28 protein-coding genes are annotated in these 26,476 nt (G+C 65.0%); 15 read left to right on the forward strand and 13 right to left on the reverse strand.

Going from position 1 to position 26,476, the window contains the following annotated elements; all coding sequences use genetic code 11:
* Positions 1-47: 47 nt before the first annotated feature.
* From HWX69_RS09510 to gatE, 3 genes are all read left to right on the forward strand, one after another.
* Positions 48-536: a DUF4395 domain-containing protein gene (locus HWX69_RS09510; protein WP_178916883.1), complete on the forward strand. Its 489-nt coding sequence runs from the start codon at positions 48-50 to the stop codon at positions 534-536.
* Positions 537-674: 138 nt separating this feature from the next.
* Positions 675-1,154 carry a helix-turn-helix domain-containing protein gene (locus HWX69_RS09515; protein ID WP_178916884.1) on the forward strand — a complete coding sequence of 160 codons (480 nt, stop codon included), beginning with the start codon at positions 675-677 and terminating at the stop codon, positions 1,152-1,154.
* 78 nt (positions 1,155-1,232) lie between these two features.
* The gene (gene gatE, locus HWX69_RS09520) at positions 1,233-3,086 is read left to right on the forward strand and encodes a Glu-tRNA(Gln) amidotransferase subunit GatE (protein ID WP_178916885.1); all 1,854 of its coding nucleotides are present in this window, start codon (positions 1,233-1,235) and stop codon (positions 3,084-3,086) included.
* Between the two features lie 8 nt (positions 3,087-3,094).
* Here gatE and HWX69_RS09525 read toward each other — a convergent pair whose 3' ends face one another.
* The 3 genes from HWX69_RS09525 to HWX69_RS09535 are packed head-to-tail and all read right to left on the reverse strand — an operon-like array spanning position 3,095 to position 5,368.
* Positions 3,095-4,057: a M48 family metallopeptidase gene (locus HWX69_RS09525; protein WP_178916886.1), complete on the reverse strand. Its 963-nt coding sequence runs from the start codon at positions 4,055-4,057 to the stop codon at positions 3,095-3,097.
* Positions 4,058-4,099: 42 nt separating this feature from the next.
* Complete coding sequence (locus HWX69_RS09530; protein WP_178916887.1) at positions 4,100-4,852, reverse strand: RNA methyltransferase; 753 nt, start codon at positions 4,850-4,852, stop codon at positions 4,100-4,102.
* On the reverse strand, positions 4,853-5,368 hold the full coding sequence (locus tag HWX69_RS09535; protein ID WP_178916888.1) for a hypothetical protein: 516 nt from the start codon (positions 5,366-5,368) through the stop codon (positions 4,853-4,855).
* 103 nt (positions 5,369-5,471) lie between these two features.
* Here HWX69_RS09535 and HWX69_RS09540 point away from each other — a divergent pair, with 103 nt between their 5' ends.
* The 4 genes from HWX69_RS09540 to HWX69_RS09555 all read left to right on the forward strand — a co-directional run bounded on the left by HWX69_RS09540 (position 5,472) and on the right by HWX69_RS09555 (position 8,802).
* Entirely contained in the window at positions 5,472-6,599 is a 1,128-nt protein-coding gene (locus HWX69_RS09540) for a dihydropteroate synthase (protein ID WP_178916889.1), read from the forward strand.
* 145 nt (positions 6,600-6,744) lie between these two features.
* Positions 6,745-7,440, forward strand: coding sequence for a 6-hydroxymethylpterin diphosphokinase MptE-like protein (locus tag HWX69_RS09545; RefSeq protein ID WP_178916890.1), 696 nt, complete (start codon positions 6,745-6,747; stop codon positions 7,438-7,440).
* A 58-nt stretch (positions 7,441-7,498) separates the two neighbouring features.
* Positions 7,499-8,455, forward strand: coding sequence for an MBL fold metallo-hydrolase (locus HWX69_RS09550; protein ID WP_178916891.1), 957 nt, complete (start codon positions 7,499-7,501; stop codon positions 8,453-8,455).
* A 110-nt stretch (positions 8,456-8,565) separates the two neighbouring features.
* Entirely contained in the window at positions 8,566-8,802 is a 237-nt protein-coding gene (locus HWX69_RS09555) for a DUF7542 family protein (RefSeq protein ID WP_178916892.1), read from the forward strand.
* A gap of 29 nt (positions 8,803-8,831) precedes the next feature.
* On the opposite strand, the gene HWX69_RS09560 is transcribed toward HWX69_RS09555, so the two are convergent.
* The 3 genes from HWX69_RS09560 to HWX69_RS09570 all read right to left on the reverse strand — a co-directional run bounded on the left by HWX69_RS09560 (position 8,832) and on the right by HWX69_RS09570 (position 11,868).
* A complete protein-coding gene (locus HWX69_RS09560) occupies positions 8,832-9,842 on the reverse strand; it encodes a LamG-like jellyroll fold domain-containing protein (RefSeq protein WP_178916893.1) in 1,011 nt (336 codons plus the stop codon).
* Between the two features lie 63 nt (positions 9,843-9,905).
* Complete coding sequence (locus tag HWX69_RS09565) at positions 9,906-10,877, reverse strand: quinone oxidoreductase family protein (RefSeq protein WP_178916894.1); 972 nt, start codon at positions 10,875-10,877, stop codon at positions 9,906-9,908.
* A gap of 118 nt (positions 10,878-10,995) precedes the next feature.
* Entirely contained in the window at positions 10,996-11,868 is an 873-nt protein-coding gene (locus HWX69_RS09570) for an NAD+ synthase (RefSeq protein ID WP_178916895.1), read from the reverse strand.
* Positions 11,869-12,148: 280 nt separating this feature from the next.
* Between HWX69_RS09570 and HWX69_RS09575 the strand changes: the two genes are divergently transcribed.
* The gene (locus tag HWX69_RS09575; protein ID WP_178916896.1) at positions 12,149-13,561 is read left to right on the forward strand and encodes an FAD-binding oxidoreductase; all 1,413 of its coding nucleotides are present in this window, start codon (positions 12,149-12,151) and stop codon (positions 13,559-13,561) included.
* 28 nt (positions 13,562-13,589) lie between these two features.
* Here the strand turns inward: HWX69_RS09575 and HWX69_RS09580 are convergent, their stop codons facing one another.
* Positions 13,590-14,675, reverse strand: coding sequence for a PGF-CTERM sorting domain-containing protein (locus tag HWX69_RS09580; protein ID WP_178916897.1), 1,086 nt, complete (start codon positions 14,673-14,675; stop codon positions 13,590-13,592).
* A gap of 184 nt (positions 14,676-14,859) precedes the next feature.
* On the opposite strand from HWX69_RS09580, the gene HWX69_RS09585 reads away from it, so the two are divergent.
* From HWX69_RS09585 to HWX69_RS09595, 3 genes are read left to right on the forward strand one after another with little or no spacing between them, the layout of a single operon-like run.
* Positions 14,860-16,047 (forward strand): acyl-CoA dehydrogenase family protein, encoded by a 1,188-nt coding sequence (locus tag HWX69_RS09585; RefSeq protein ID WP_178916898.1) that lies wholly within the window; start codon positions 14,860-14,862, stop codon positions 16,045-16,047.
* A 41-nt stretch (positions 16,048-16,088) separates the two neighbouring features.
* Positions 16,089-16,847, forward strand: coding sequence for an SIR2 family NAD-dependent protein deacylase (locus tag HWX69_RS09590; RefSeq protein WP_178916899.1), 759 nt, complete (start codon positions 16,089-16,091; stop codon positions 16,845-16,847).
* Positions 16,848-16,895: 48 nt separating this feature from the next.
* Positions 16,896-17,297, forward strand: a complete 402-nt coding sequence (locus HWX69_RS09595; protein WP_178916900.1) for a cupin domain-containing protein — start codon at positions 16,896-16,898, stop codon at positions 17,295-17,297.
* Here HWX69_RS09595 and HWX69_RS09600 read toward each other — a convergent pair whose 3' ends face one another.
* A complete protein-coding gene (locus HWX69_RS09600) occupies positions 17,298-17,657 on the reverse strand; it encodes a hypothetical protein (protein WP_178916901.1) in 360 nt (119 codons plus the stop codon).
* Between the two features lie 2 nt (positions 17,658-17,659).
* Positions 17,660-17,935 (reverse strand): glutaredoxin family protein, encoded by a 276-nt coding sequence (locus HWX69_RS09605; protein ID WP_178916902.1) that lies wholly within the window; start codon positions 17,933-17,935, stop codon positions 17,660-17,662.
* 97 nt (positions 17,936-18,032) lie between these two features.
* Here HWX69_RS09605 and HWX69_RS09610 point away from each other — a divergent pair, with 97 nt between their 5' ends.
* A complete protein-coding gene (locus HWX69_RS09610) occupies positions 18,033-18,506 on the forward strand; it encodes a redoxin domain-containing protein (protein WP_178916903.1) in 474 nt (157 codons plus the stop codon).
* 201 nt (positions 18,507-18,707) lie between these two features.
* Here HWX69_RS09610 and HWX69_RS09615 read toward each other — a convergent pair whose 3' ends face one another.
* The gene (locus HWX69_RS09615) at positions 18,708-19,931 is read right to left on the reverse strand and encodes an acyl-CoA dehydrogenase family protein (RefSeq protein ID WP_178916904.1); all 1,224 of its coding nucleotides are present in this window, start codon (positions 19,929-19,931) and stop codon (positions 18,708-18,710) included.
* A 125-nt stretch (positions 19,932-20,056) separates the two neighbouring features.
* Here HWX69_RS09615 and HWX69_RS09620 point away from each other — a divergent pair, with 125 nt between their 5' ends.
* The 3 genes from HWX69_RS09620 to HWX69_RS09630 are packed head-to-tail and all read left to right on the forward strand — an operon-like array spanning position 20,057 to position 21,671.
* Positions 20,057-21,226 carry a CaiB/BaiF CoA transferase family protein gene (locus HWX69_RS09620; RefSeq protein WP_178916905.1) on the forward strand — a complete coding sequence of 390 codons (1,170 nt, stop codon included), beginning with the start codon at positions 20,057-20,059 and terminating at the stop codon, positions 21,224-21,226.
* A gap of 51 nt (positions 21,227-21,277) precedes the next feature.
* The gene (locus tag HWX69_RS09625) at positions 21,278-21,466 is read left to right on the forward strand and encodes a hypothetical protein (RefSeq protein WP_178916906.1); all 189 of its coding nucleotides are present in this window, start codon (positions 21,278-21,280) and stop codon (positions 21,464-21,466) included.
* Position 21,467: 1 nt separating this feature from the next.
* Entirely contained in the window at positions 21,468-21,671 is a 204-nt protein-coding gene (locus HWX69_RS09630; RefSeq protein ID WP_178916907.1) for a hypothetical protein, read from the forward strand.
* A gap of 15 nt (positions 21,672-21,686) precedes the next feature.
* Here the strand turns inward: HWX69_RS09630 and HWX69_RS09635 are convergent, their stop codons facing one another.
* The 3 genes from HWX69_RS09635 to HWX69_RS09645 all read right to left on the reverse strand — a co-directional run bounded on the left by HWX69_RS09635 (position 21,687) and on the right by HWX69_RS09645 (position 26,473).
* The gene (locus HWX69_RS09635) at positions 21,687-22,589 is read right to left on the reverse strand and encodes an EamA family transporter (RefSeq protein WP_178916908.1); all 903 of its coding nucleotides are present in this window, start codon (positions 22,587-22,589) and stop codon (positions 21,687-21,689) included.
* 73 nt (positions 22,590-22,662) lie between these two features.
* Positions 22,663-24,357 carry a thiamine pyrophosphate-binding protein gene (locus HWX69_RS09640; RefSeq protein WP_178916909.1) on the reverse strand — a complete coding sequence of 565 codons (1,695 nt, stop codon included), beginning with the start codon at positions 24,355-24,357 and terminating at the stop codon, positions 22,663-22,665.
* An 82-nt stretch (positions 24,358-24,439) separates the two neighbouring features.
* The gene (locus HWX69_RS09645; protein WP_178916910.1) at positions 24,440-26,473 is read right to left on the reverse strand and encodes a TRAP transporter permease; all 2,034 of its coding nucleotides are present in this window, start codon (positions 26,471-26,473) and stop codon (positions 24,440-24,442) included.
* Between the last annotated feature and the right edge of the window lie 3 nt (positions 26,474-26,476).

Here is a 26,476-nt window from a genome sequence, read left to right on the forward strand (position 1 = left end):
CACATCCCCGGGGTGTTGATGCCGGCTCACGGCGTCGTTTCGGTATCATGGCAACGCACACGGCTTCGGGGGCGGCGTCGTCGGCCGGTGGCTTCGACCTCGTCGACCCGCGGGCCCCTCGGTTCGGACAGACGCTCACTGCGGTCGGTCTGGCGGCCGGCATCGCACTCGGAGAGCCGCTTTTCGTCTTCGGCATCACTGCGGTGTTGGTCGTGTCGGTAGTGTCTCGGTGGCGAGTCGACCTCTATGGATTCCTCTGGCAGTCGCTGGCGCTGTCGGTCGTCGCTGCACCAGAGCGCCGCGAGCCCGCGGCACCCCACCGCTTCTCGAAGCTCATGGGTGCGGCGTTCACCGCCGTCGCCAGCGGCTTCCTCTCGCTTGGAGTGATTGCCGAAAGCGCCACCGCGATGTATGTCGGCTTTGCCGTCGCCGGTATCGTCGCCCTCCTCGCGGGTACCGTGGCCGGACTCGACTACTGTATCGGCTGCCGCCTGTATCAGCAGGTGTCGTTCTTCCGGCGTCTCGGACTCGTCTGACCACGATGGCCGGTCGGAATGCATGTGAAATAGCCTGAAAACCGTCACTAGGCGTATTTAATATAAATCCATCGGCGGGTTTTCTGCCGGAGAAAACAGGGTCAATGGGTTATGTACACACGGGGTCTCGACGGTGATATGAGTCCGATGGAGTCCGCCTCCGAATCGAACCCGCAAATCAGTATCGACCGACTGCAAGCGGAACTCACCGGCGAAGACGAGTCCGCCGCCTCCGGCAGTGCCGTGGCCGAACTCGTTTCCGATGTCGAATCTTCGGTCGCCGACAGTGGGTTCTCCTTCGGTGAATCCTACGTCAAAACGTCGCTGGACGAACTCCTGTTGGCGCTCGTCGGACTCCGGACCTCGGACACCCACGGAAAGCAACTGCTCGACGACCTCGCAAGCGAGTTCGACACCGTTCTCAGCCCGGGCACCGTCTATCCTCGACTTCACGGTCTCTGTGACGGCGACGTACTCGAACAGCGCGAACTGGTGAAGACGAAGGAGTACACCCTCGCGGACGAAGACGCTGCCCGCGGGCAGGTCGCCGAGGCGGCCCGACAGCACCTCGCTTTGGGGATGGTGTTTCACGCCGCGCTGGAAGCCGGGGAGTTCTGAGCGCCCGAACACCAACTCCCGCTCCGTCGGTCCCGCGGATGGTGTCTTTTTTGACGCTCCCCACCGGAGCGGTTCGTAATGAGCTACGACTACGAGGAGTTGGGTCTCGTCGCGGGGCTGGAGATTCACCAGCAACTCGACACCGAGACCAAACTCTTCTGTAACTGTCCGACGGAGCGCCGCGAACCGGAGGAGTCCGTCCGGTCGTTCACGCGATACCTCCACCCGACGAAATCCGAACTCGGCGAACTCGACGAGGCGGCCCTCGAGGAGTCCCGCGTCGACCGCGAGTTCGAGTATCTCGCCTTCGATTCCACCTGTCTCGTCGAAGAGGACGACGAGCCACCGCATCGCCTCGACGAGGAAGCCCTCGACACCGCGATGGAAATCGCCTCGCTGCTGGACTGTGAGGTCGTCGACCAGGCCCACGTCATGCGGAAAATCGTTGTCGACGGCTCGAACACCTCGGGCTTTCAGCGCTCCTCGCTCGTCGCCACCGACGGCGAAATCACCACCTCGGAGGGGTCGGTCGGCATCGCGGATATGCTGCTCGAAGAGGAATCCGCTGCCCGAATCGAGGAGCGAGAGAGCGGTGTCACCTACGGGCTGGACCGCCTCGGCATCCCGCTCGTCGAAATCGGAACCAAACCGGACATCCGCTCGCCGGAGCAGGCCCTGGAGGCCGCCGAGCGAATCGGCATGTTGCTGCGCTCGACGGGGAAGGTGAAACGCGGCCTCGGGACCATCCGACAGGACGTGAACGTCTCCATCGCGGAGGGCGCCCGCGTCGAGATGAAAGGCGTCCAGAGCCTCGACGACATCGACGACCTCGTCGAGGGCGAGGTCGGCCGACAGGTCGCGCTGCTCGACATCGCCGAGGAACTGCAGGCGAGAGACGCTGCGGTCGCCGAACCACAGGACGTGACCGAGGTCTTCGCGGACACCGACAGCGGCGTCATCGCCGGTGCGGAGGCCGTCCACGCCGTCCGACTTGAAGGGTTCGACGGCCTCGTCGGCCGCGAGATTCAGCCCGACCGCCGTCTCGGAACGGAGTTCTCCGACCACGCCAAACGACACGGGGCGGGCGGCATCTTCCACACCGACGAACTGCCGGCCTACGGCGTCACCGAAGCCGAGGTCGAGGCGCTTCGTGAGGCCGTCGCTGCGGAGACCGACGACGCCGTCGCGCTGGTGGCGGCCGATACCGAGGTTGCCGAGGGGGCCATCGACGCTGTCGCCGACCGCGCCGAGGTCGCCATCCACGAGGTGCCCGAGGAGACCCGCGGTGCCAACGAGGACGGCACCTCCCGGTATCTCCGGCCACTTCCCGGCGCGGCGCGGATGTACCCCGAGACCGACGTGCCGCCGGTCGAACCCGACCCCTCTACCGTCGAGACACCCGAACTGCTCACCGAGAAGGTCGAGCGCTATCAATCCGAACTGGGGCTCGGCGAAGGACTGGCCGACCAGGTCGCCTACGGCCGACACATGTCGACGTTCGAGGAGGCCGTCGACCGCGGCATCGACCCGACGACGGCCGCCGGCACGCTCGAGTCGACGCTGACGGAACTCAGACGCGACGACGTGCCCGTCGGAAACCTCACCGCAGAGCAGTTGCTCTCGGTGCTGGAACTCGTCGAGGACGGCGAATTGGTCAACGAGGGCATCGGCCCGGTCCTGACGGAGTTGGCCGAAGACGGGTCGCTGTCGGCCGAGGAAGCCATCGAGGAGGCCGGACTCTCCGGCGTCGACCGCGAGGAGGTCCGCGAAGTCGTCGAGGAGGTCGTCGAACGCAACGCCGACCAGGTCGAAGCCGAGGGGATGGGCGCGTTCTCGGGGCTCATGGGCGAGTGCATGGGCGCCCTCCGCGGGAAAGCCGACGGCGAAGTCGTCTCGGAGTTGCTGCGAGAGGAAATCGGCAAGCGGAGCTGAGACGACGGCTACGCGTTGCCGTGATTCGACTCCTGTGCCGCGGCCATCTCCCTGAGTCGCATCACCCGCTCGTCCGTCGGCGGGTGGGTCGCGAGCGGCCGAACCAGTCGGTTCCCGGGTGAAACGATTGCAAGCGAGCCAGCGCTCGCGACGGTACGGAAGTCCTCGGTCGGTCGTTCCTCGATATCGTCGTCGATGGCACGGAGTGCACTCGCCAGGGCCGCGGGGTCGCCGGTCGCCGTCGCGGCGGCGCTGTCGGCGACGAACTCGCGAGCCCGTGACAGCGAGGCGGTCAACAGCTCCGCCAGCGCCCACACCGGTGCAACCAGGACGAGTCCGACCGCCAACAGCGCGTCGGTCCGTTTGACGTGGCTGGTCTGACCGTACCGCACTGCGGTCCGACCCCGGAGGAGGTCGGTGACTCGCCGGAAGGCGACGAGGGGCAGCGACGCGGCGGTCATCACCGCGGCGTCGCGGTTCTTCAGATGGGCGAGTTCGTGGGCGAGAACGGCGCGGAGTTCCGCGTCGCCGAGGCGTTCGAGCAGGCCGGTCGAGACGACGAGGTGGGCGTCGGCGGCGCCGTAGCCGGTCACCAGCGATATCGGGGTGTCCGTCGCGACGAGGTGTTGTCGTGGGCGCTCGACATCAAGTTGTGCCGCGATGGCCGTCGTCTCAGCGTCGAGTCGCCGCTGCTGGTCGTCGCTTCCGGTTCCGACCGTCTCTGCGTAGGCGACCAACTCGGCGGGCGCGGACCGCTCGCGGGCGACCAGCCACGCGGCAGAGGCGAGCGTGACGACGGCCGCAACCGCGAGGAGTGCTTCGAGGGGGAGCCCAGCGAGGCCCTCGCCCGTGATGAATACGATACCGAAACCGACGACGAGGGTCACGTACGCCGTCGTCGCGGCCACGACACAGAGGATAGTTAGAGCCAGTCCGAACAGGGTAAGCGCCATGCGATAGCGGAGGGCCATCGTCCGACGCTTTCGCGCCGAGGCGCAAACATCTTACCCTCGTTACTCTTCGTCGTCCTCGTCGCCGCGGGGAATCTCACCGGTCGCCCGTAGCGCCCCGCGCCGGAGGACGCCGCGCATCGTTCTGGCCTCACGCCCGGTTGGTTGGCCGCGGGCGATGAGCCGCCGGAACAGCCGTTCGGTCTTCCCGATTTTCTCCTCGGGATGACCCACGTCGTGGAGGTACTCCGAGAACGTCTCGTATAAACCTTCGATTTCGTGTTCCTCGGCGCGGACGTGGGCGTTTTCGGGATGCTGCGTCTCCTCGACAGTCAAATCCCGGAGTTCGTACAGGACGATAGTTGCAGCCTGAGCGAGGTTGAGAACGGGGTATTCGCCGCTAGCCGGAATCGAACAGACTCGGTCCAGTCGGGCGATTTCCTCGTTGAGCAGGCCGACGCGCTCGCGGCCGAAGACGATGCAGACGTCGGCGTCGAGGTCCGCCAACTCGTCGGTGAGGTCGGCGGGTTCGACGAACGGGTAGCGGACGTGTTTGCGTGCGTCCTCGTTGGTCGTCGCGGTGCAGGCGACGGTGTAGAAGTTCTCGACGAGGTACTCGAAGGACACCTCACGGGCGTTCGGCAACACGTCCTCGCGGGCGTGGCCGGCGAAGCCGTAGGCCTCGCCCTCGGGGTCGAGTTCCGGCGGGTCGACGAGATACAGCTCCGAGAGGCCGAAGTTCTTCATGCCGCGGGCGATGGTGCCGACGTTGCCCGGTGTCTCGGCACCGACGACGGCGACTGCGATGTCGACCATCTACGTGATGTCGGAGTAGTCCATCCCGATGGCGTCGAGGTCCTCGTCGTCGAGTTCCTCGATCGCCTCCTCGAGTTCCGGCACGTCCTCGCCCATGTCGGGCGTCGGAATCTCGTCGGGTTCGGTGTCGACGTACTCCAGTCCCTCGTAGTCGTCGGGTGCGCGGTTGCCTGCGGCGAACCACTCGTGGAACAGGTCCGCGAAGTTCGAATCGCCCTTCGCACGCTGGCCCGGCCCTTCCCGGAACCAGTAGAGGAAGTGCGGTTCGTGTTCCGGACAGAGCAGTACCTCCGAGAGGGGTTCGCCGTAGACGATGCGGGCGACGTTGCAGTCGGCCTTCTTCTCGTTGAGTAGCCAACACACGTCACACGGTTCGCCGGCGACGACGCGAAGGCGGATGAGACGCCGACGCGTCTCCTCGCTCATCTCCTCGAGCGGTCGGATGTCGTCGTTCTCGTCGAACACCTCCTCCTCGTCGAAGCGCCACCCCCGAAGCGCGATGGAGACCTTTCCCATGGGCGGGATTTCGTGACGGGAGCGTATAAGCGCGTCCGTCCGCGACGGCGTCGTCGGCTGCCGATACCCGACGGCTTTACCGGGCGGCACCCGAATTCGAGGTATGCGAACGGTAGACGCCGCAGGGCTCTCCATCGGCGACGACCACCCGCCGCGAATCATGGGCGTGTTGAACGTCTCCGCGGAGTCGCCGTACGACCCGAGCGTGTTCGACGACGCCGGCGAGGCCGCCGCCTACGTCGACCGCGAACTCATCGACGAGGGCGCCGACATCGTCGACGTAGGGCTGGAGTCGGCGAACAAGCGCTTCGAGGTGCTGTCGGCCGAGGAGGAACTCGACCGCCTCGACACCGCCGTCGAGACGCTGGAGTCGACCTCCGGTGACGCCGTCTGGTCGATAGAGACGCGGTATCACGAGGTCGCCGAAGCGGCTCTCGATGCGGGCTTCGAGATGGTCAACGACATCTGTGGCTTCGCCGACCCCGAGATGCCGCGGGTGTGCGCGGAGTACGACGTGGCCGTCTCGAAGATGGCCTCGCCGCCGGACCTCGAACGTCCCGGTGCGGTCGAGGCCCCCGACGACATCTACGAGGCGCTGTCGATGAACGGTTTTACCGAGAAGACGCTCGTCGACCCCGCTTTCGGCGGCTGGTCGGAAGACAAGACCCTCGAGGACGACCGCGAGACGTTCGACCGCCTGCGGGAGTTCCGCGGCTACGGCCGACCGATTTTGGTCTCCATCAACCGGAAGAACTTCCTCCGAGAAATCGCGGGACGAGACACCGAAGAGGCGCTGCCGGTGTCGCTCGCCGCCACGTCGATGGCGGTCGAACGCGGCGCCCACGTCGTCCGAACCCACGACGTCGCCGAGACCCGCGACGCCGCCCTCGTCGGCTACGAGTTCCGACGTGACCGGCTTCGGGACCCCGAAATCGATGTCGAGGAGCTGGACGTGACAACGGACGGGGAGTTCGCCCGTCACCTCGACCGCGTGACTGACTCCGAGGACGAACCCGCAGTCACGACCCACGCCTTCGAACTCCGCCTGCCCGAGGAAGTCGAACGCTACGTCGCCAGACGCGCTACGGCCGAGGGAGTCCGAGCCTACCGCGGTGACGGGCTTTTGCTCGTCGGAACCGCGGCCGAACTCCGCTCGCTCCAGTCGGTCGTTCGCTCGGGACCGAAATCTGCCCAAAACGCTTTAAGAGTGATATCGGCGTCTCTGGAGTAGTCTGACGTATGTCGGACGCTTGGCATTCAGTACAAGAAAGCTTATGCCAGACCGACCGGAATGACCGACTGGAAGCCCGGAGCGCACATCTGGGTAGGGGTACCTTGGTGCGCTCTGGGCCCAGTCTTTACGTCCCGTAGTGGCGATGCTATATCAGGAGTGGAATCCCGCATACGAGGCGATACTGTCCGATTTCGGGTTCGACCGGGCGGCGGACGAACACGCCAGAGACCTGCTGGCCGAATTACTGGCGGACGAACGGCCGCTCGGCCTCGACTACATCGACCTGTCGGGGACGGTCGCGGTTTGTGGCGCGGCGCCAACGCTGGCCGGTGACCTCTCGGTTGCCCGTCGGGCCGACAGCGTCGTCGCCGCCTCGACGGCCGTCGACGTGCTTCGTGATGCCGGAATCGCCGTCGACTGCATGGTGACCGACCTCGACAAGAACCCGGAGACTGCCCGGGAGTTGACCACGGCGGGGACGCCGGTTGCGGCCCACGCCCACGGCGACAACGTCGAGGAACTCCGGGAGTTGGTGCCGACCTTCGACGCTGCTGCGGTACTGCCGACGACGCAAGCCGAGCCACGCGGTCCCGTCGTCAACCCCGGCGGATTCACCGACGGCGACCGGGCGGCGTTCCTCGCGGACGCCTGTGGCGCCGATTCTCTCGTCTTCGCGGGATGGGATTTCGACGACTCGACTGTCGAGCCGACGAAGGCCCGGAAACTGCTGTGGGCCGAACGGCTGCTCCGGTGGCTTGAACTGCGCCGAGGTGAGCGCTTCGGCGTTCTCGACGGCCGCCGTGACGGCATCGACCTCCCGTGGCTCGAAGGCCTGTGAGCCGGCAGTATCGGGGGCAGTCGGACCTTTTATTTCCGCCTCCGGCGAAGCGCGTCCGATGACGGCCGACCCGCCGGTCCACCGTATCGAGTTCGACATCCCGTGGCCGCCCGACACCGCCTACGCCTACCTCCTCGATGCCGACGAACCGACACTCGTCGACGCTGGCGCACCCGGGGAGACAGCCACCGATACGCTCCGAGAGGGGCTCGCCGAGGCAGGTTACGAACTGCCCGATATCGACCACCTCCTGATAACGCATCCGCACACCGACCACGGTGGGCAGGTCGCTACTATCGTCGAGGCGGCAGATCCCATCGTGTACACGCTTTCGGGCGTCCGCGAACGCCTCACACGCGACTCCGACGACCTCGCGGCCGCCGTCCGTCGGAACGCGGTCGAGGTCGGCATTCCCGACCCCGAAAAAGAGGTCGACCGAGCGGTCGATTCGCTCCGGCGGAATCGGAACTGTCTGCCGCCCGAGTACATCGACATCGAACTCGCCCCGGGCGAGCCCATGGAGGTGGGCGGTCTCACGTTCGAAGCGATACACGTGCCGGGCCACCAGGAGAATCAGGCGGCGTTCCGACACGGCGACCGACTCTTCGCCGGTGATACCGCCGTCGAGCCGTTCCGCCCAGCGGCGCTTCACGTCGGTCTCGACGACGGGTGTCGGGAGGCGATAGACGCCTTCCACCGGGGATTGGACGCCCTCGAAGCCATCGCGCCGGACATCGACTGCGTCTATCCAGGTCACGGCCCCGTCTTCGATGACCTCCCAACCGTCGTCGAGCGGGACCGCGAGTCCCTGGAGACCCTCGCCGAGGACTGCCGGCGGACGCTGGTGGACCTCGGGGAGGCGACGGCCTACGAGGTGACCGACGCACGCATCGAGAACCTCGAAAAGCGCCCCTACACGCTCTTCGAATCGGTGGGCGCGCTCGCTCGGCTGGAACGGCAGGGAGTCATCGAATCGACGACCGACGACGGCGTGCGACGCTACCGTCTCGAATAATAACGGGTACGGTTAGGTGACTGCGTGTACAAGCGTGTGGCCACTCGGAACGCGTGGCTGCCCCCGGAGGAAGCGCTAGCGCTAAATGCCTGACACCGCTAGCATAATCAATGACGGAAAAGCACGTCACAGTCTCCTGTCGGGCGTGTGACCGAACAGAGACGTTCGAGAAACTTAGAACAGCACGGGAGTTCATCGAGACACACCGAACGGAGACGGGCCACGAAGCGACGTGGGAACTCCCCTCGCTTGCGTCCGGCGTCGAGCGCGCCGGCGCCGATGCCGGTGTCTGTGGCCGCCCGGAGTGTACGACGACGGAGTCGCCACTCTATCAGGACGAGGAATAGGGAGACACCCGCCCGGTGGCGACGGCCAATCACTTCAAGACGCGGGTCAGCATCTCGACCTGATGGTCGTCGAAGGCGGTGTAGTACAGTCGGAACTCGTACATGCGGCCGTCGAAGTACTGGATGTCATCGGGGTCGTTCTTCCCTAACTGCATTTCTCCCATGTTCACTTCGGACGTGTACGTTCCGTTCGCGGCTTCGGTCCCATTAAGATAGAGTCGGTACGTTTCGCCATCGTAGGTTCCCACGGCCACGTACGTTTTGCCGGGTTCGATGACGTCGTTCGCAGTTCGAATCTTATGTCCGTCTTCCCAGTTGACCGCGAACTGGAGGGCATCGTCGTTCGTCGTCTCGATGTGCCACTCTTCGGCTCCGCTGTTGTGTTCCACGAGTTGTTGAACGTTCCCGTCGCTGTCGACTTCGAACGTGACTGCAACGGTGAACTCCTCAACGTCGCCGACGCCCGCGGTTTTCAGGTCATCGACCGTTACATAGTCGTCGGTTCCGTTGAACTCCAGTGCGGACCCTTGCGCGGTCTCGACCCTCTTTGGGGAATTCTGAAACGTCCCATCGTTACCGTTCTGCGAGTGGTCTGCTACAGTCGTTCCGCTCCCAGTGAAGGGATAATACGCGACGAAGTCGCCGGCTTCGCCGGCTTCGAACTGTTCACGGACGAGGACGGTCGCGTCCTCGTTTTCCGTGACGAGCATCACCTCGTCGCCCGGTGCTGTGGGGAGGAATATTTCGCGACCGGTCGCGTTGCCGTCGACAGTCGCAATCGACTCGCCGTTGAGCCGTACGTCGACGGCGTTGCTTCCGGTGACCTCGGGAACCAACGCAGTTCCGGCGTTGGTCGAATCTAGACTCACGGCGGTGTCCTGTGTCGGCGCGATACCGGGGTCGGCGACGCCCAGCAGCATCGCCACGGTGACCGCCGCGAGCGCGACGGTAATCGCGATCATGAGCGCCACACCGACGACTGGAGACATGCCGCTGTCGTCGGCGTACAACCGCTGGAGGGGGCGGCGCTCGGAATCCACGCTCTACGTTCGGCCAAAAAATATAAAAGGGTTAGTGGCAACTCACCGTGCCGAATCGAGGGGTTACGGCTGCAGGACGACCTTGCCGCTGGATTTGCGGTCCTCGATGAACTGGTGGGCGTCGGCGGCGTCTTCGAGGTCGAAGGTGTGGCCGACCTGCACTTCGAGCGTGCCGTCGCCGAGCAGCTGTGTCAGTTCGGGGACGGCGCCCATCACCTTCATCGGCTGTTGTTCGATGGCACGTCCGAGGTGGTAACCGATGACGGTCTTGTTGCCGAACAGGAGGTCGGCGGTGTTGGGTCGGCCGGGTTCGCCCGCGGCGGCGCCGTAGGACACCATACGTCCGAAATCGGTCAACGCGGCGAGGCTCTCGTCGGAGGTCTCGCCGCCGATGCCGTCCAACACGAGGTCGACACCCTCGCCGTCGGTGAGGTCGTTCACGCGGTCGACGAAGTCCTCCTCGGTGTACTGAATCGCGTGGTCCATCCCGAGGTCCTCCGCCATCGAGAGTTTCTCCGGCGTTGAGGCGGTACCGAACACCTCCGCGCCGGCCTCGTCGGCCAACTGCACCGCGGCGCTGCCGACGCCGCCTGCGGCGGCGTGAATCAGAACCGATTCGCCCTCTTCGAGTCCGCCCCACTCGTGGAGGCAGTTGTGGGCGGTGAGCCACTGGACGGGGAAGCCGGCGGCCTCCTCGAAACTCATCTCACCGGGGATGTCGAGGAGTCCGCGAGCGTCGGCGACCGCGTACTCGGCGTAGCCGCCGCCGTTGACCAGCGAGACGACCTCGTCGCCGACCTCGCGACCAACGCCGTCGCCGACCGCGTCGATAACGCCCGCCACCTCCATGCCGGGGGTGTACGGCGGTTCGGGGCCGCCCTGGTAGTGTCCGCGCCGCTGCATGATGTCGGCGAAGTTGATGCCGGCGGCTTTCACGTCGATTCGGACCTGTCCCTCGCGGGGTTCGGGTGCGTCCGTCTCTGTCAGTGCCAGCGTGTCGGCATCGCCGAACTCGGTAATCTCGATTGCTCGCATCGTACTGTCAACGTGCGCGCCCTGGCCTTATCAATGTTAACCGAAAACTATGATTGGTAGAATAGTGTTAAGATGATTGGCGGCCGGAAGCGGGTCTGCGCTGCAGCGACGACGGGATTCAGAGCCGCCCTTCGAGTTCACAGAACAGACCCTCGGCGTCGATTCGGTCCGTTTCTGGTTTCGGCGCAGGCTGGCGTTTGTGTTCGGTGTCCAGATACAGTTCGGCGTACTCGCGAACGATTTCGGGGCCGATGCCCAACTCGTCGGCGGTCCCCTCGACGCCGAGGTTCTCGTCGACGAGGCTGTACAGTAACACGTCGAGGAGTCCGTACGGCGCGCCGAGTTCCTCCTCGTCGGTCTGTCCGGCCCACAGACCCGCAGTCGGCGTCTTCTGGACGATTTTTTGCGGAACGCCGACGTGTCGGGCGAGCGCCTTCACCTCCGTCTTGTAGAGGCCCGCAAGCGGTCGGAGGTCTGCAGCGCCGTCGCCGTGTTTCGTGAAGTACCCCAACAGGAGTTCCGTCCGGTTGGAAGTCCCACAGACGAGTCGACTGGTCATGTTGGCGGCGTAGTACGCGACGCTCATCCGAAGGCGGGCGATGGCGTTGCCCAGCGCGACCCGGTCGACTTCCTCGTCGATGGTCGGTGCCACGCTGTCCTCGAACATATCCAGCAACGGCTGCAGTTGCACCATCGTCGGGTCGACGCCGAGGTCCCGAGCGACCGAGTGGGCGTCCAGGGTATCCACCGCGTCGGTGAGGTGACAGGGCAACACCAACGCGGTGACACGCTCCGGACCGAGCGCTTCGACACACAGGTGGGCGGTCAGCGTCGAGTCGATACCGCCGCTCAAACAGACGACGACGCCGTCGGCACCGGCATCGGCGACCGTTCCGCGAAGGAATTCGAGTAGATTCGCCCGAAGCGCTTCCAGTTCGGACGCCTCGGTCCTGAACGTCACGTCCGGTATCCCGTCGACGGCGGCTATCATCGCCCGCCACCTCCGGAAACTCCTACCGGACGATATTTTCGTTCACAATCTCCCAAGGATTTTAGCCAAGTATTTGTCCCGATATTCAGACAAACTCGTGACGTGCGTTTACTACTCACGCTATATTGGCTCGATACGACCAACTAAAACCTTTCCACGAGGGTGTTCGTACACCTGATACTGTATTAGGGTGGGAAAATAAACGGGCCTCGGCCTCGCGGATAAATCACCTCCGTCGGACGCAAATAGGTTTAAGCGGGTACGGCCATCCCGTCAGGGTATGACGTACGACTGTTCGTTCCTCTCGGAACTTTCCCTGGAGGGGGCGGTGTCGTTCGAGGACTCGGCACGGGAGAACCACGCCGCCGACTGGGTAGCACAGGAGGCCGGCCTCGGCGTCACCCCCGATGCCGTGGTCTGGCCCGAATCGACCGCCGACGTTTCGGCCGTCCTCGAGGCTGCTCACGAGCGAGAGGTGCCAGTGACGCCCTACGCGGCCGGCACGTCGCTGGAGGGCAACGCCGTCCCGCTGTTCAAAGGCATCAGCATGGACATGACGAAGATGAACGACGTTCTCGACGTCCGCCCCGACGACTTCCAGATCGACGTGGAACCGGGCGTGATGGGCAACGTCGTCGACGAGACGGTCGCCGAACACGGCCTTTTCTTCCCGCCGATGCCCTCCTCGGCGAACCTCTCGACTATCGGCGGCATGATAATCAACGACGCCTCCGGCCAGAAGACCGTCAAGTACGGCGAAGTCGCCGACTGGGTACTGGAACTCGAAGTCGTCCTTGCGGACGGAACGGTCATCGAGACCGGCAGTAAGGCCGTCAAGACCTCCTCCGGATACAACCTCAAGAACCTCATCATCGGCAGCGAGGGCACTCTCGGCGTCGTCACTCGCGCGACGCTGGAGTTGGAGGGCATCCCCGAGCAAATCAAGGGCGGCCGCGCGGTGTTCGAGGAGATGGACGACGCCGCCAAAGCCGTCTTCGACGCCGTCAGGTCGGGCGTCGACGTGGCGAAAATCGAACTCATCGACCCGCTTGCCGGCGAGATGGCCAACGCGTACTTCGACACCGGCCTCCCGGACGCGCCGATGATTTTCGTCGAGTTCCACGCCAACCACGGCATCGAGGAGGAAATCGAGTTCTGTCGGGCCATCTTCGAGTCTCACGACGTCGAACGATTCGAGATGGCCGAAGAGGAACGGATGGACGAACTCTGGCGGGCCCGTGACGAACTCGCCTTCGCCGTCCAGCAGTACGACCCCGACCTCTCGCCGCGACACCCCGGCGACGTGACCGTCCCCATCAGCAAGTACCCCGACATCATCCGCTACGCGAAGGAACTCGGCGAGGAGTACGACATTCTTCTTCCCTGCTTCGGTCACGCCGGCGACGGCAACGTCCACTACGCGGCGCTCGTCGACCCCGATGACGAGGAGATGGTCGAAGACGCCGAGGCAATCTACGACGCCATCGTCGAGAAGGCCATCGAGTGGGGTGGCACCGCCACCGGCGAACACGGCATTGGCATGGGGAAACGGAAGTTCCTCGAGTTAGAGCACGGTAAGGGGGGCGTCGAGGCGATGCGGGCAGTCAAACGCGCCCTCGACCCCAAAGACATCCTCAACCCCGGGAAGATGTTCCCCGAAACCGAAGACGAGGGTGTCCGAGTGAACCTCTGAACGCTCCGAGAAACCGTTCAGTCCGACTTTACTGTCGACGCTGGAGATAGAGCGCACTCGCCAGCAGCGACAGCAGCGCGGCCAGCGAGCCGAACCCGGTGCCGTCTCCCGCAGTCGGCGTCATGCCGGTGTTCGCGTTACCACCGCCGCCTCCGCCCCCGTTGGCGTCGGTTGCAGTGGATGCGGTCGTCTCCTCGGGCGGTTCGGTGGGTGTCGGCATGTCGTTCGCGTCGGTCGGTGGGGGCGTCTCCTCGGGCGGTTCGGTGGGCGTCGGCGTGTCGTCGGGTGCCGCCGTCGGCGTTGGCGTTGACTCTGTCGTTTCGGTGGGCTCGGGGGTCGGCGTCGGGTCGGTCCCCCCGCTTCCGGGCGCCGGGCCGAGTTGCTCTTCGGCCTCGGCGCGGCTGTCGCACTCACAGACGTAGAGGTAGTTCGACTTGGCGTTGATTCCGGCTTTGTTCGCGTCCTCGGAGGGCTCCGTCCCGCGGCCGTTGTCGGCGGCGGTGCCGTTGATGAACCCCTGTACCTGATACCAGCCGGGTTCGCTCGTCACGGTGAGACAGGTGCCGTCCTGTGATCCGGCGCCCTGAGCGGCGACGATTTGGCTCCTAGGGGTCGCATAGGGTGGGTCACCAGCGAAGTCGCTCCAATCGTAGAAGTCGATGGTGATACCGTCGTCCCGGAAGTTCGTGTTCTTCTGTTTCTGGACGAGGTCCTCGTCGATTTGCGTCCCCGAGAGGTTGCTGCCGCGGTCGATGCCGAAGACGGCCGTGTTCGGGATGTCGCAGGCGGAGTAGTCTATCCAGTCGGCGTCGATAATGACGAAATCCATGTAGACGCCTTCCTCGTCGGTTTCCGCACGGACCGCCTCCGCACCGGTCGCGAAGTACTCGATGCTGCCGTTCTCCTGGTTTTGGTCGCCGGGGTAGTGGTCGGTCGTGTACGGGAAGTTCACCGTGAAGTTCGCCTCCTCGGTGTAGTCGTCGGCCTCTGCCTTCGTGTGGCCGTCGGCGGCGACGGGCGTCGTGAGGGTGGCGAGGACGGCGACGCCCGCAATCCCCGCCGTCACCACCAAGAGTGCCCGTACCCCCGGACTGTCGTGTCGAGTGGCTGGCATGGCGTGACAATCCTCACAGACAATTACGACTACTGTGTGTCCCATACGAGGCGATTTATAACCTCGCACGTGATTCACTCGAGGCGTTGTACGGCTGCGGACTCACAGGGCGAGTCACCTCTTGAATACCCTCCCATAGCACGGTAAACCGCTTTGACGATGACACTACGACGGTGTGACAGCGATGAGCGCACACCTAGACGACGAACACCAGCTGATTCGGAACTCCACGCGTGAGTTCCTCGAGGCCGAAATCGAACCGGACCTGCCGGAGGCCGACCGGAAGCCGATGACCAAGGACGAAGCCATCGAGTACCAGCAGATGCTGGGCGAACTCGGCATCGGCCCCGGCGACACCGAAAGCGACGGCTTCGCCGACCCGATGACCTACACGGTCACTTCCGAGGAGATATCTCGGGTGTGGCCGTCGCTGAACGTCACGCTGAACATGTCGTTCCCGACGATTTTCGCACCCTATGCGGGCGAGGAGACGGCCGATGCCCTCGAAGACAAACTCGACGACGGGTCCTGTATCGGCTGTATGGCGGTTACGGAACCCGACGGCGGCAGCGACACCGCAAACCCCGGAACGACCGCCGAGAAGGACGGCGACGAGTACGTCATCAACGGCGAGAAGACGTGGGTCTCGAACGCGCCCATCGCCGACATGGCCTTGGTCGTCGCACAGGACAAAGACGCCGGCCAGCGGGACTTCTTCATCGTCGATACGGTCACCAACGACGTCGAGACGCGCGAACTCGACAAACTCGGCTGGAAGGGCTCTCCGACCGGCCAGATATTCTTCGACGACGTGGTCGTCCCCGAAGACAACAAACTGATGAACGCCGTGATGAACATGCTCGCCTCCGGGGAATCGGACCTCGCGGAGAACGAGATGTTCCAGACCGGCGACCCGCTCAACGCCATGTTCGCCTACATGCGGACGGGGATGGCGGCGATGTCCGTCGGCATCATGCAGGCTGCCTACGAGGCGGCGCTGGATTACTCCAAAGAGCGGGAGGTCTTCGGCGGCCCCATCGCCGGCCACCAACTCGTCCAGGAGCACCTCTACAACATCCGAGCCGGCCTCGAAACCGGCCGACTGCTCACTTACGAGGCTGCCCGGAAGGTCGCCGAGGGCGACCCCGAAGCCCGGATGTACTCCTCGCTGGCGAAGGGGTGGGTGTGTGAGCAATCCGTCGACGTAGCCGACGAGGCGCTGCAGGTCTACGGCGGCAACGGCCTCTCGAAGGACTATCCCCTCGAGCGATACTACCGCGACGCCCGCACGATGACCATCCCTGACGGAACGACCGACATCCAGCAGTTGGTCGTCGGCAAGGAGCTGACGGGCATCCGCGCCTACAAGTAACCGCCGAGCGGTTTTTTGCCGTCCGGGTCCGAATCGGGGGTATGAACGAGCGGGAACTCGAGTTCGCAGCAGCGGCGATTCGGGACGCCGACTCCGTCGCCGCGTTGACCGGCGCCGGCGTCTCGACGGCCTCCGGTATTCCCGACTTCCGCTCCGAGGACGGCCTCTGGTCGGAGTACGACCCCAACGACTTCCACGTCCGGCGGTTCCGTGCCGACCCCGAGGGGTTCTGGCGCGACCGCCTCACGCTCGCCGAGGACCTCTTCGGCGACGCGGTCGACCCGAACCCGGCCCACGAGGCCCTCGCGGAGTTGGAGTCTGCGGGTCACCTCGACGGCCTCATCACGCAGAACGTCGATGGACTCCATCAGGACGCCGGCAGCGACGACCCCATCGAGATCCACGGCAACGGCCGGCGAGTCGTCTGTACCGGCTGTAAGCGACGCTTCGAGGCCGACCCCGTCTTCGAGCGAGTCCGGGACGGCGAGGCGCCGCCGACATGCGACGACTGCGAGGACCTGTTGAAGCCCGACGTGGTGCTGTTCGGCGAGCAACTCCCCGAGCACGCCCTGTTTCGCGCACAGTCGCTCACCGAGAGCGCCGACGCCTTCCTCGCGGTCGGGTCCTCACTTACGGTCGAACCCGCGGCGTCGCTCCCACGGGTGGCCGCTGAAAACGGCGCGACGCTCGTCATCGTCAATCTCGACCGCACGGAACTGTCCGGGCAGGCCGAATACGACTTCCGGACCGACGTGACCAAGGCCCTGCCGCGACTCGTCGAGGAAGTGCTCGCGGAGTGACACCGGCAGCGTACCTTTTTGGCCTCGGCCCACCAGCGGACAGTCGGTATGGACTACAAGGTCGTTGACCTCGACGACGTACCGATAACCGACCTCTCGGAAATCGACGGGATTCCGCCGACGCTGGACATCAAGCCAATCGGCGACCAGCTCGGCCTCACCCAGATGCGAGCGACCGTCTGGTACTTCGAACCCGGCGAGGAGATTCAGTACCACGCCCACCGCGAACAGGAGGAGCTGTACTTCGTCATGGAGGGCGAGTTCTCGCTGAAACTCGGCAAATCCGGGGAGGAGGAGTACGTCGACGCCGGCCCGGGAACGTTCTGGGTCGCCGAGCCGAAAATCGGCCACGGTCACCGCTACGTCGGCGATGACCAAGGTGTCGTCCTCTCCATCGGCGCCCCGCCCGTGGAGGACCCCGGACTCGACCCACACTCGCTGGACGAGTAATCAGTCGTCCGACGACGGCTCACCTCGGTTTCGGACCGCACCGAGTGCGCGATACGACCGGTGTTCGGCGAGGGCAGTCGCGAAAATGAGCGCGGCTATCGCGACCGCTCCGACTGACGCGGAATCACTGACGTCGACCACGTCGAGCGTCCGGTGAAACCAGAAAATGTCCGCCCACTGACTGCCGTGAAACGCCCACGCCACGGAGTGGGAATACACTTGTCCGATGTCGGGAATCATCCCCCATCCGCCGCCGACGAGAATCCACACCCGTGGATAGGTGACGTTCGGAACGACCAGCGTCACGAGGAGTGTCGTGAACGTCGCACCGACGGCGAAGTGGGTAACCCCAAGCGACACGCTCAGAACTCGGTGTCGACTTCCGCCGGCGACTCGGCGTCGCCGTAGGTCGTCTCGAGGAACTCGAAGATGCGCGCCGACTGGCTCATCGAGACGCCGTAGTCGTCGTCGACGATCACCGGCACCTGCCGTTGCCCCGTTATCGCCTTCACCTCGTCGCGTTTGGAGTGGGGCCCTTCGACCCAGACGCTGTCGAACGGTACGTCCAACTCCTCGAATTTGTCGACGACGAACTCACAGTACGGACAGCCCTCCAGTCGGTACAGCGTGATGGTCATACACACACCTCGTCGCGGGAGGGCAAAAACCCGACGGCGACGCGCGTCGGCGGGACACTGGCGGCGTGTTTAAGGGTCCGGCGCCGGTTGACGTGGTATGCCACCATCTGCCGGCGACGACGCCCCCGACTTCGAGGCACTGCTGTGTGACGGCGAGACGTTCCGTCCTCGAACACTCGACAAGGCACTCGATGACGACGGTGCCATCCTCATCTTCGACGGCTTCGTCTTCTCGGCCATCGCACAGAACTGGTGGCGTCGCTACGACGACGCCGACTGGGGCGAGTTTCCCGTTCCCGTCTACGGCGTCGTCCGCGACGGCCCCTACTCGATAAACGAGTTCCTCAGACAGCTCGACAGTCCGTTCTCCATCTTCTCGGACCTCAACGGCGACGCCGCCGAAGCCTTCGACCTGCTCGTCGAACGGCAGGGGATGGCCGGGACGAAAACGCCACGCCGGGCCGTTTTCGTCATCGACGGCGACGGGGAAGTGCAGTACGCCTGGGACACCGAAGAGTGGATTCACCCGGTTCCGCGAGAGGAGGTCGAAGAGGCCGTCGAGGAGTTGTAACGCGAGCGAGGCCCTCGGGCCGAGCGAGCGCTATTTCATCGACGCTTTTCGAGGAGAGGTGTGCGAGCGGAGCGAGCCCACCCGACGAAGAAAAAGGTCGGAAGTAGTGGATTCACCCGGTTTCGCGGGAGGAAGTCGAGGAGGCCGTCGGGGAGTTGTAACGCGAGCGAGGGCCTTCGGGCCGAGCGAGTGGCGATGGTATCAGTTGACGCCCAACTCTTTGGCGATGGTGTTCAACTGAATCTCGTCTGTGCCCTCGACGATACGCAGGACGCGAGCGGTCTGGAGTTCGCTCATGAATGGGTTGTCCTCCGAGAGACCGTTGCCGCCGTGGACCTGCACCACGTCGTCGGCGATGTCGAACATGACGTTCGAGGCGAGGTACTTGACGATGGACGACTCCTGAATCGCCTGTTCGCCGTTGTCCATCAGCCACGCGAGTCGGAGCGCGGCGGCGTCGGCGGCGAAGGCGTCGGCCTTCCCGCGGGCGAGTTTGTGCGAGACGCCCTGGAACTTCCCGATTGGACGGCCGAAGGCCTCCCGTTCGTTGGCGTACTCGGTGCCCTTCTCGAGGAGGAACTCGGAGTGGCCCAGCGCCCGGCCGCCGATTTCGAGCCGGCCCAGCGAGAGGAACTCCATGGCGTCGTAGAAGGCGCCGTCCTCGGTGCCGAGGACGCGGTCTTCGGGGACGCGCGTGTCGTCGAAGGAGAGTTCAGCCTGCATGCCCGTCATGCCGACGGCGTTGTTCATCGACGTGACCTCGTACTCGTCGGCCTCGACGATGAAGCAGGTGATACCGCCGTAGCGGCCCATCTCCTCGATTGGCGAGGTGCGGGCGAACACCTGCACGAAGTCGGCGTAGGGGGCGTTCGTAATCCACTGTTTGGAGCCGTTGATGACCCACTCGTCGCCGTCCTTCTCGGCGGTCGTCGACATGTTCGGCGAGTCGGAGCCGACGCCGGGTTCCGTCTGGGCGAAGGCAGTGGATTTCTCGCCGCGAACGCAGGGCAGGAGGTACTCATCGATTTGGTCGCCCTCCGCCTGTGCGAGCAGCGGTTTCGGTCCCTCGGGTCCGGCGAGGACGTACTCGGAGAGCCCCGGCCCCGTCGAGGCGACGTGTTTGATGGCGCGATACCACGTGACGTTGGAGACGCCCTCACCGCCCACGTCTTCGGGGAGGTTCATCGCGTAGAAGCCGGCGTCGGCGCTCTTCTTGCGGACCTCCTGTATCGCCTCCTGAACGTCGGGAACGAGACGGCCGTCGTCCTCGTGGCGCTTCCGCGGGTTCGACCACGTCTCGCCCAACTCGCTCTCGATGGGTTCGACCTCCTGTTCGATGAACTCCTCCAGACTGGAGAGGATGAGACTCGTCTCCTCGTCCGTCTCGAAACTGACGCCCGTCGGTTGGGCTTCCTGTGTTGCCATACCACCACATACGACGGCCGCCTCTTGAACCCTGCGCGCCGTCTGGCAGGGGCATTTAAACAAACCACGCACGGACGGTTCCCGGCTGACGGCAGGCTTATGTGACGAGGCGCCCACCCAAATCCATGCGACTCGATGGCGTTCGCGTGCTCGACCTCACGCGACTGCTTCCCGGCCCGTACGCGACGCAACTGCTCGCCGACTCCGGCGCCGACGTGGTGAAAATAGAGGACACCGGCTCGGGCGACTACGCACGACACATGCCGCCGACGACGGAGGCGGGTGTCGGTGCGGTCTTCGACGCCGTCAACCGTGGCAAGCGAAGCGTCGCACTCGACCTCAAAAGCGAGGGCGGCCGCGAGGTGTTCTACGCGCTCGTCGAAGACGCCGACGTGGTCATCGAGAGTTTCCGCCCGGGCGTCACCGACCGACTCGGCGTCGACTACGAGACGCTCACGGAGTACCGCGAGGACCTCGTGTACTGCTCGCTGACGGGGTACGGACAGGAAGGGCCTCACGCCGACCGCGCCGGCCACGACCTCAACTACATCGGCCTGGCGGGACTGCTGGATATGACTCGCGACGGCGAGGAGGAGAAACCCCGGATGCCGGGGTATCAAATCGCCGATATGGCTGGGGGACTGCTGGCCGCCTACTCGGTGTGTTCGGCGCTGCTCTCGCGGGAACTCGGCAACACCGGCGGGGAGTACCTCGACGTGGCGCTCACCGACGCCGTCGTCTCCTTCTCGCAGGCACTCGCTCCCCAAGCCCTCGCCGGGGACGACCCACGGCCGGGCGAGACGCCGCTGACCGGCGAGTACCCGTGGTACGACGTCTACGAGGCCGCCGACGGCAACTACGTGACCTTGGGCGCGCTCGAACCGCAGTTCTGGAGCGCGTTCTGTGAGGCCGTCGACCGCCCCGAGTTAATCGGCAAGCACATGACCAACGACCCCGCCGAACGGCAGGCGGTTCGGGAGGAACTCGAAGCCATCTTCGCCGAGCGAACGCGAGACGAGTGGGCCGAGACGATGGCCGACGTGGATGCCGCCGTCGACGGCGTGTACTCGCCGGCCGAGGCCTTCGAACACCCCCAAATCGAAGCCCGTGGGTACGTCGAACGGCCCGACGAGGGCTCTCCACGGGTCGGATTTCCGCTGTGTGGGTCCGATATCGAGCACTCCGCGACGGTCGACGTGCCGGGTCACGGCGAACACACCGACGAACTCCTCGAATCGGCGGGACTCTCCGATGGGGACATCGACCGCCTCCGCGAGGACGGCGCCGTCCGCTGACGGGCCGAAGTCGGCATAATCACTATACTCACCGCGTTCGTTCCTCCGGGCGTGACACACTGTCCGCACTGCAAGGAGGAGATGGAGGTACCGAACGCGGCCACGATTCGCGTCGACGAGTTCTTCAGCGAGGAGGCTGGCGACATCGACGTCAGCGCCCAAGAGCACGTCCAGTTGGAGTGTCCCAACTGCGAGGCCGTCCTCGGCTATCTGGCCGTCGGCGCGGCGGCGGGGGGCTGAGATGAAGTGTCTCGACTGTGGCGCCGACAACGATACGCCCGCCGGCAAGCAGATACTGCTCGAAGAGATATTCGATGGCAATGTCGACGTCGACGCTGGCGCCCAACAGCACACCCAACTGGAGTGTCGCGAGTGCGGTGCAGTGTTGGGGTATCTCGGTTCCGCGGCGGCTATCGGTTCCAGCAACGTCCGCGGCTACTACTGAACATCGGTCGACACCTCAACTGACGCCGGCACCGGCCAACTCGGCGAGTGCCCGTCGTTTCAACAGCACGAAGCCGAAGAACACGACTGCGAATCCCACGACTGAGAGCGGGCTGATGGTCTCGCCGAGGAGGATGACGCCGGCGACGGTGGCGACGACGGGGACGAGGTAGGCGACGAGGCTCGTCTCGAAGGCCCCGCGCTCTTCGAGCAAGGTGAAGTAGATGACGAAGGCGATGGCCGTCGAGAACACGCCGAGGTAGACGACCGCCCCGAGCGCCGTTGGGGCGGTAATCGCTCCCGTCGGGACTTCGCCGACGGCGAGACTGCCGAGATGCAACGTCACGCCGCCGAGCAACATCGACCATCCGGTGAGTGCGACCCGCTCCATCGTCGGGCCGGCCCGCTGGACCAACACGCCGCCCAAGGCGACGCTCACCACCTGTCCAACGATGATGAGCCGACCGACGGTGTCGCCAGCCAGCAGGTTCTGGGGGTCCGGTTGGACGATGAGACCGATTCCGAGAAACCCGAGGGCGACGCCGATGGACCCGGCCATCGAGAGCCGTTCACCCAGCAGGCCGAGGGCCCACAGCGCGGTGGCGATGGGGACGAGCGCCTGTAGGATGGCGGCGACGCCGCTCGGGACGGTCTGTTGGCCGATGAACAGCAGTCCATTACCGGCGACCAGAAAGAGACCGCCGCCGACGATGGCCTCGGCGTTGTTGCTTCCGACGGGGCGCCAACTGTCGGTCGTCAGAACTGCGTAGCCGAGCAGTAGAACCGCCGCAACGTCGTAGCGGAAGGCGGCGAACAGCAGAGGTGGGATGTAATCGAGGCCGACGGTGATAGCGGGAAACGACAGCCCCCACATCGTCGCAAGCGTCGCGAACAAGGCCGTTGCGTAGAGCCGTGACACGATGTCGAGTAGCGGTCGTCGCGTGAAATCGCTGGCGTTTCGAGATGACGAAGAGGAGACCGAAGCGAGTCGGTCAGTCGTGAACTAACACGTCGATGACGTCCGGTCCATCGCTGTTCAGCGCCTCCTCGTACACCTCGGGGAACTCCTCGGGCGTCTCGACGAGGTGGCCGCGAGCACCGTGGCTCTCGGCGTTCTTCGGGATGTCGACGTGGGGGTCGAAGTCCATGCCGACGAACTCGTAGTCCTCTTCCTCACCGCCCATCATCTTCATCGTGTTGTCCTTGAGGATGCGGTAGTTGCGGTTGTCGGGGACGACGACGGTCATATCCAGGTCGTGACGGGCCGCCGTGTACATCGAGTGGGGGTAGTACAGATACGACCCGTCGCCGATGTAGCCGACGACGTTTCGGGGGTCGTCCTGCAGGGATTCGGCGAAGGCCGCGCCGACGGCGGCGGGCAGGCCGTAGCCGAGACCGCCGCCCTTGTTCGAGAGGTACTGTTCCGGTTCCATCGGGAATCGGGTGAGGAGGGCGAACTTCGAGGTGACGCCCTCGTCGACGATGTAGGTATCCGGGTCGACGGCTTTCATGTTGTCGACGAGTTCGGCCTTCGACGACCGGGTGTCGCCCTCGGGCGTCTCGTCCTCGCCGAGGTCCTTCATCGTCGCTTCGAGGCTGGCTTTCATCGTCTCGACGTAGTCGATGCGGGACTGTCGCTCTTCCTCGTCGAGATGGTCTTCGACGCGGTCGGCGATGGCGTCCATCACGCGGCCCGGGTCGCCGACGACGGCGGAATCGGCGGGGTGGTTCTTGCCGACCTCCCAGGGGTCGCTGGAGACATGAATCGTCGTCGTGTCCTCGGAGACGAGCGGGTTCTCGTGGTGCAACAGCGTCGTGTTGGTCGAGGTACCGACGAGCGCCAGCGTGTCGGTGTCCATCAGCATCGAGGCGATGCCCTCGTCGGGACCGATAAAGGAAATCCACTGCGGGTGGTCGGTCGGGTAGTTCACCTCGCTGGCGAGGATTTCGCCGTGGACGCGTGCCCCGGTCGCTTCGGCGAGTCGGACGGCGGCGTCGACGGCGTCTTTCCCCGCGCGGGCGACGTGGTCGCCCAACACGAGGACAGGCTGGTCGGCCTCGAGGAGTTGGTCGGCGGCGGCCTCGATTTGGGCCGGGTCGCCCCCACCGGCGTCGGGAATCGGGCCGAGTCGCTCGGGGTCGGCGTCCGTCTCGGTCATCATCACGTCGGCCGGCAGCGCGAGGAAGACGGGACCGGTCGGGGGCGTCAACGCGACGCGGAACGCCCGGCGGACGAGCATCGGCAACGCGTCGATGTGGGTCACCTCCGCGGAGTACTTACAGAACTGCTCGACCATCCGTTCGAGGTCGCCGGTGAGGATGGGTTCCTCGTGGCGGAAGTCGAGTTCGTGGTTACCCGCCGTGACGACCATCGGGACGCCGCCGTACATCGCACCGAAGACGTTGCCGAGGCCGTGGGCGAGTCCGGGGGTGACGTGAAGGTTGGCGACGCCGACCGGACAGATGTCCGGGTCGTCGTCGGCGTGGTAGCGTCGGGTCGAGGCGTAGCCGGCGGCCATTCCCGTCGCTACGTCCTCCTGGAGTCCGAGGGCGTACTCGACGTCGCTTTCGGACAGCGCGTTCATGATGGGCAACTCGGTCGTTCCGGGGTTGCCGAAGACGTGTTCGACGCCGTACTGTTCGAGTGCGTCGACGAACAGGTCGGCCCCCGTGTAGGAGTCGGTCATGGTGCTACCTGCCGCGGCCGTCGGTAAATAGTTGATTCCGTCGGAAGTCGGCCGCTTTTAGTGGGTTCGTGGATGGTTCCTGTCATTGTCGAGAGGGAGTGACGACGGCCGGCAGTCGGCCGGTGTTCGCGAGTGCGAGCGTTAGGACGAGCAGTCCGGCCGTGCCGAGTTGCACCATCCGGGGACCGAACATCGCCCCGCCGGCGATGGCGAGGTAGACGATGCGGTGTGGCCACCCGAGGTCACTGGCGCCGTCGTAGCCGACCGTCGCGACGACGACGGCGACGGTGCCGGCCAACACGACGAGCAAATCGACGGGCGTCGACGACGACCACACGATGATGCCGTCGTTGGCGACGAACGCGAAGGGGATGACGAACCCGGGGGCGCCGATGCGGAGTGCCTGCTTACACGACTGCAGGAAGTCCGAGTCGGCGATGCGGGCGCCGACGGCGACGGCGACGGCCACCGGCGGCGTAATCGCCGACAGCATCGCGAAGTAGAACACGAACATGTGTGCGGTCAGCGGTTGGATGGTGAAGGTCTCGCTCGTGGTCAGTGCCGGTGCGACGAGTGCTGCCACCACGATGTAGGCGGCGGGTGTCGGCATCCCCAGTCCGAAGAGGATGCTCGTCGCCATCGCCAACAGCAGGAGGACGACGAGGATCCCGCCGGCTAACGCGAGCATCCGGAAACTGATACGAGCGCCGAGGCCGGTCTGTTCGACCATCGTGATGACGATGCCGAGCGAGGCGAGGATGCCGACCAGCGGTGCCATGTCGACGGCACCCTGCCGGAGACCGTCGAAGGTCGTGACGGTGAAATCGACCGCAACCTCCGCCGGTGCATCGTCCTCGCGGTAGGCGTCGATGAGTCGCTTGAGAAGCGCCGAGGGGACGAGCGCGACGATGGTGTAGAACCCGGCGCTCAGCGGCGAGAAGCGCAACACGACGAGCGAGTACAACAGGACGCCAAGCGGGATGACGTAGTGGATGCCGTCCAGCAGGATGCTCTTGTCGAAGGTTCCCTCGGCGTCGGTCGTCCAGTCGAACTTGTGAATGATGAGGTGAATCGCGGCGCCGACACTGAAGTAGAACAGAAGCGCCGGAAAGAGGCCGGCTTTGACGACTTCGAGGTAGGGGATACCCAGGATGTCGGCCATGAGGAAGGCGGCGACGCCCATAATCGGCGGCAGCATCTGGCCGCCGCTGGAGGCCACCGACTCGATGGCACACGCGAAGTCCTCGCGGACGCCCTGGTCCTTTATCATCGGAATCGTGAAGCTCCCGGTCGTCGCGGTGTTGGCCGCGGCGCTGCCTGTGATTGAACCCATTATCATGCTGCCGACGACGGCGACTTGGACGACGCCGGTTTCGAGGACGTTCCGCACCTCACGGCTGAGGTTCAACACGAGGTCCATCAGCCCGTAGGCTTTCGCCATGCCGGCGAACATCAGGAAGATTGCGACGGCAGTCGTCCCGACTTCGAGGATGAAGCCGTAGACGCCCGTGAGGCCGATGGCACCGTTGCGGGCGACCTGCTGCCAGTCCATGCCGGTGTGATACAGCACGCCCGGCAGGTAGGGACCGACGAAGGCGTAGGCGATGCCGGCGACGACGACGCCGGCGATGACGTTGCCGTAGGCCCGTCGCGTCGCGTCGGTGACGAGCACCATCGCGGCGACGCCGACGTAGTAGTCGGTCGTCGTCCACCCGAAGATGGGTGCGTCGTCGAGCAGACGCGTGAAATTGAACTCGACGTATCCCGCCAAGGCGAGCGCCACGACGGCACCGGCGAGAAGCGTGACCACGTCGAGTGCCTTCCACGGTCCGTGTTCGAACAGCGACGACTCCGTGTCGTCGGGTTCGGCTTCGAGGCCGTCTCCACTTCGTTCGGCGACGTGCTTCTCCAGCAGTTGGACGAGGTAAAACAGCGCGACGCCGACCCCGAGGAAGATGTTCGCGAAGCGAACGCGCACCCAAAACAGGGTGTAGGCGTAGTAGATGGTGTACAGCGTCAGGAAGACGGCGAAGGCGTAGATGATGCTCCGCAGCCCCAACTCGACCGGCGGTCGGTCGAGTCGCTCGCGGACGCCGAGTGGAGCCTCACGCTCCATGGC

The sequence above is a fragment of the Natronomonas gomsonensis genome (genome assembly GCF_013391635.1).
GTDB lineage: Archaea > Halobacteriota > Halobacteria > Halobacteriales > Haloarculaceae > Natronomonas > Natronomonas gomsonensis_A.